This window comes from Alkalibacterium sp. (assembly GCF_046484155.1).
Classification (GTDB): domain Bacteria; phylum Bacillota; class Bacilli; order Lactobacillales; family Carnobacteriaceae_A; genus Alkalibacterium.
Genome location: NZ_JAWOBT010000128.1, coordinates 1 through 4,216, shown reverse-complemented (window position 1 = coordinate 4,216; position 4,216 = coordinate 1). Strand labels below are relative to the sequence as shown.

At 43.9% G+C, this 4,216-nt stretch carries 5 protein-coding genes; 3 read left to right on the top strand and 2 right to left on the bottom strand.

Annotated elements, in window-relative coordinates; all coding sequences use genetic code 11:
* On the bottom strand, positions 1-226 hold a 226-nt coding region (locus tag R6U02_RS09170; protein ID WP_410263311.1), incomplete at its 3' end, for an aminopeptidase.
* Between the two features lie 314 nt (positions 227-540).
* On the opposite strand from R6U02_RS09170, the gene R6U02_RS09165 reads away from it, so the two are divergent.
* Positions 541-1,101, top strand: coding sequence for a TetR/AcrR family transcriptional regulator (locus R6U02_RS09165; RefSeq protein WP_410263310.1), 561 nt, complete (start codon positions 541-543; stop codon positions 1,099-1,101).
* Positions 1,102-1,277: 176 nt separating this feature from the next.
* On the opposite strand, the gene R6U02_RS09160 is transcribed toward R6U02_RS09165, so the two are convergent.
* The gene (locus R6U02_RS09160; RefSeq protein ID WP_410263309.1) at positions 1,278-1,730 is read right to left on the bottom strand and encodes a flavodoxin; all 453 of its coding nucleotides are present in this window, start codon (positions 1,728-1,730) and stop codon (positions 1,278-1,280) included.
* Between the two features lie 261 nt (positions 1,731-1,991).
* On the opposite strand from R6U02_RS09160, the gene R6U02_RS09155 reads away from it, so the two are divergent.
* Positions 1,992-3,428, top strand: coding sequence for a glycoside hydrolase family 1 protein (locus R6U02_RS09155; RefSeq protein ID WP_410263308.1), 1,437 nt, complete (start codon positions 1,992-1,994; stop codon positions 3,426-3,428).
* A 114-nt stretch (positions 3,429-3,542) separates the two neighbouring features.
* Positions 3,543-4,216 (top strand): diacylglycerol/lipid kinase family protein (locus R6U02_RS09150; protein WP_410263307.1); only part of this gene is annotated, 674 nt, incomplete at its 3' end.

Sequence of the window (4,216 nt, the reverse complement as noted above, 5' to 3'; positions counted from 1 at the left end):
CAGGCGCATATTTGAACGTGGAACGGGTGACTTGATCGTCCGTCCATTTAACGATGACTTCCTTAGCACCTTTTTTATAAGCTGCTTCAGCAATTAAACGTGCCAGCGGGGCTTGATCGACGTCAACACTTAATACAACAGTGTGCCCATCGGTAACGTTTACACCCGTTGAGACTAGCAATTCAGCATATTTCTTCAAATTCTCTTCAAAATTAGGTAATACCATGTTCATTCCTCCTACGTTTTTTACACTACTTTATAATAGTAGCATAGATGACAGGATGTCACAATCTAAAATTGATGCCACTTATTTTTAATGTTAATCTAATCCATATGATTATCTTAGCGGGATTGTCTGCTTAAAAACAAAAGGAGTCCGTCCCTTTATGATAAATCGATTATATTTATAAACTGTTTCAAAAGGCTTTATCCCAAATGTTTAATATGTTATACTGTCGTTAAATATAGGATAACAGATGTTAGAAATTTATTAATTAGGATAACAGATGTTAAAAATTTATTAATAAGGGAGTTAAGAGGATGCCGAGAAAAAGGAGGATTTTGAAAGAGCATATTTTAAATGCTGCTTTGGAATTAATCAAAGTTGAAGGCTTCAATCAGTTTACAGCGCGACGCATTGCCGAGTATCTTAATGCATCGACTCAACCCATTTATAAAGAGTTTAAAAATATGGAAGATTTAAAAGAAAATTTAATTGATTACGTAAAAGAAATCATTCAGAGAGATGTATTCAAAATCTCCGATCAAGATATTCATTTAAAAGATGTGTGTGCCAATTACATACGTTTTGCTAAAGAAGAAGGGATCCTTTTCCGTGCGCTCTTTATGGGTGGAGAAATACCGGCAAGCAGCTTACATGAATGTACCTTCTATTCATTAAACCAGGTGATGGACCAGATGGAAGAATTAGATTCAAAAAACAGTGCAGAAAAACAGGCGATCATAGATGCGATCTGGCCGTCTATTCATGGAATGGCTGTATTGACCGCCCAAGGCCAATATTATTATAGTGAAAAAGAAATCGTAGATAAAACCGACCGCATAGTCTCTCAGTCGTTAGTCGCTTGGGAGAATGTTTAAAAGATCCTGATTATACTAAAATAAAAAAGGCTCGACTAAGAGGTCTGAAACCTACTAGTTTAGCTTTTTTTGTTGTTCATTCAATTAAAATCAAACCGCATCAGGATCTTTCGCCGAGCCGACGCGTCCGTTGTCGCTGCCAAGCATCCTTCGGCTACTACTTTTTGAAATAAGACTCACTGATTTTTGTAGGCGGCCATTACTTTTTCGGCAAATTTCTTTAAATTCTCAATGTCTTCTGCCTCGGGCTCTAAATTCACTTTGACATTTTCAGCACCTTTTCTAGCACCGGTCTTTTCAAATTGCTCATCAAAATCATCGACCGATTTACAGTATTTCTCATAAAAGGTATCACCCGAACCAAAGCAGCCGAAAATTTTCCCCGTTAAGTCAACCTCTTCCAGCTCTTCATAAAAGTCAACGATCTCATCCGGTAAATCAGCATCGGTCCCGTAGGTGTATGTGCCGACCAATGCGATGTCGACACCTTTCAAATCTTCAGGATCAGCAGCGACACTTTCCACCACTTCAACCTCAGCGCCTAAATCTTTAAATGCTTCTTCCAGAATTTCCGCACATTCTTCCGTGTTCCCCGTTAAACTTGCATACACGATCATTACGCTCGGCATAGCTCTCACTCCTAATATAGTATTCTTTTATGTAATAGCTTACGACTTGATTCCATCTTAAAAGGATACCATTTTAGGGGGAGATTTTCAATGAATACCAATTGGAAGGACAGCCATTAAATTCAAAAATATTTTTCTTGAGATTGAGGAATGAAAACGGTTATACTGTTCAGGTAAGTGTCATTATCAGCAAGACATGAAAACGGACACCATTTCCAAGCGTTTGCGATTTTATTAAAAACAAGTTTAAGGAGTGAGTCAATGTTTCATAAACAACTCGATGCCTTTCCAGAAGATTTCTTGTGGGGATCCGCATCTGCCGCTTATCAAATCGAAGGGGCAATGAAAGAAGACGGAAAAGGGGAATCCGTTTGGGACAAATTCGTCCAGATTCCTGGTAAGACGTTTAAAGGCACGACCGGCGAAGTCGCCGTTGACCATTATCACCGTTACAAAGAGGACGTCAAACTGATGGCGGACCAAGGATTGAAAGCCTACCGTTTCTCCATCGCCTGGGCGCGCGTGATCCCAGACGGAGACGGCAAAGTGAACGAGAAGGGACTCGAATTTTACGACAACTTGATCAATGAGTTATTGAAATACGGTATCGAGCCGCTCGTCACCCTGTATCACTGGGATATCCCGCAAGCCCTGCAGGACAAATACGGCGGCTGGGAAGATCGTCAAGTGATCGAAGACTTCACCCGCTATGCTGAAATCGTCTTCAATCGTTACAGCGACAGAGTGAAGTACTGGGTCAGTTTGAATGAACAGAACATCTTCATCAAACTCGGCTACAACATGGCGGCTCATCCACCGAACGTCAAGGATGAAAAACGCATGTATGCAGCTAACCATATTGCGCATCTGGCGAACGCTTCCGTCATCAAACGTTTCAGAGAACTGGATATGCCGGGGATGATCGGTCCGAGTTTTGCATACGGCCCGACCTACGCCTTAGACTGCCATCCTTTAAATCAATTGGCGGCTGAAAACAACGAAGAGTTCAACGCCCACTTGTGGATGGATATCTATGTGCGCGGCGAATACCCTTCAGTCGTCTGGAAATATCTGGAGCGCAATGATCTGACACCGGACGTTCAGCCGGGAGACATGGAACTGCTCAAGGCAGGCAAACCCGATTTCATGGGACTCAACTATTACCAGACAGCGACCGTTGAAGCGAATCCGCTGGACGGCGTGGCTGAAGGTAAAATGAACACGACCGGTAAAAAAGGAACGAGTAAGGCCAGCGGAGTTCCCGGCATGTATAAATCAGCCGAAAACCCCTTCATCGAAAAAACCGATTGGGACTGGGACATCGATCCGACCGGTCTGCGCATTGCGATGCGTCGCATCAACAGCCGCTATCACATGCCTATTTTAATTACCGAAAACGGTCTGGGCGCCTATGACGATCTGGAAGAAGACGGATCGGTGCATGACGACTACCGCATCGACTACTTGAAAAACCACATCAAAGCGATTCAAGAAGCGATCACGGATGGGGTAGACGTGTTAGGTTACTGCACATGGAGCTATACGGATCTGCTCAGCTGGATGAACGGCTACCAGAAACGTTACGGCTTCGTTTACGTCGACCGTGAAGAACTCGACGAAAAAGAACTCAAGCGTTACAAAAAAGACAGTTACTTCTGGTACAAAAAAGTCATCGAATCAAACGGCAAAGAATTATAAGCGATTTAAATGGAAATGGTCTCGGAGTCCCGAGGCCATTTTTTTAGGATATTGAGCGGCTTTAAAGTAAGATAGGATTTATAAGAGTGAGTCACTATTAAGGAGATTTAGTTCATGACAAAAGCAGTGGTAATCGTTAACCCGACCAGTGGCCGTGAAGAAGGCAAGGAATATGGTCCGCAGGCTAAAGCCGAACTTGAAAAGTTGTACGATGAAGTGGAATTGAAATGGACAGAAAAAGCCGGGGACGCAAAAGTGTTTGCCCGTGACGCCGTGCGCGCTCACGTGGATGCGATCTATGCCTTAGGCGGCGACGGCACCGTGAACGAGTGTGTGAACGGCATTGCACCGGAAGAAAACCGCCCTCCCTTTGGCTTCATCCCGCTTGGCACCGTCAATGACCTGGGCCGTGTTCTGGACATCCCGATGAACCCGGACAAAGCGATCAAAGCCTTAACGAAGCGCAAGAAAAAAGGGATCGATATCGGAAAATTGAATGACACCTATTTTATCGATATCGTCGCTATCGGATCGATCCCCGAAGCCGTTCACAGTATACCGATCGAGAAGAAGACCAAGTTAGGCCCACTTGCGTATCTTTTGGAAGGCGTGAAAGCCGCTTCTGAAAAAGAAGTGTATTCGTTCAAATTCGATATCGACGGTGAAACCGCAGAAGTGGATTCCTTCCTGGTACTCATTGCCTTGGCGAATTCCGTAGCCGGGATCCAATCGATGATCCCAGATGCGCGCGTGGACGACGGCTTCCTGCACCTGGTAGCCTTAGAAGG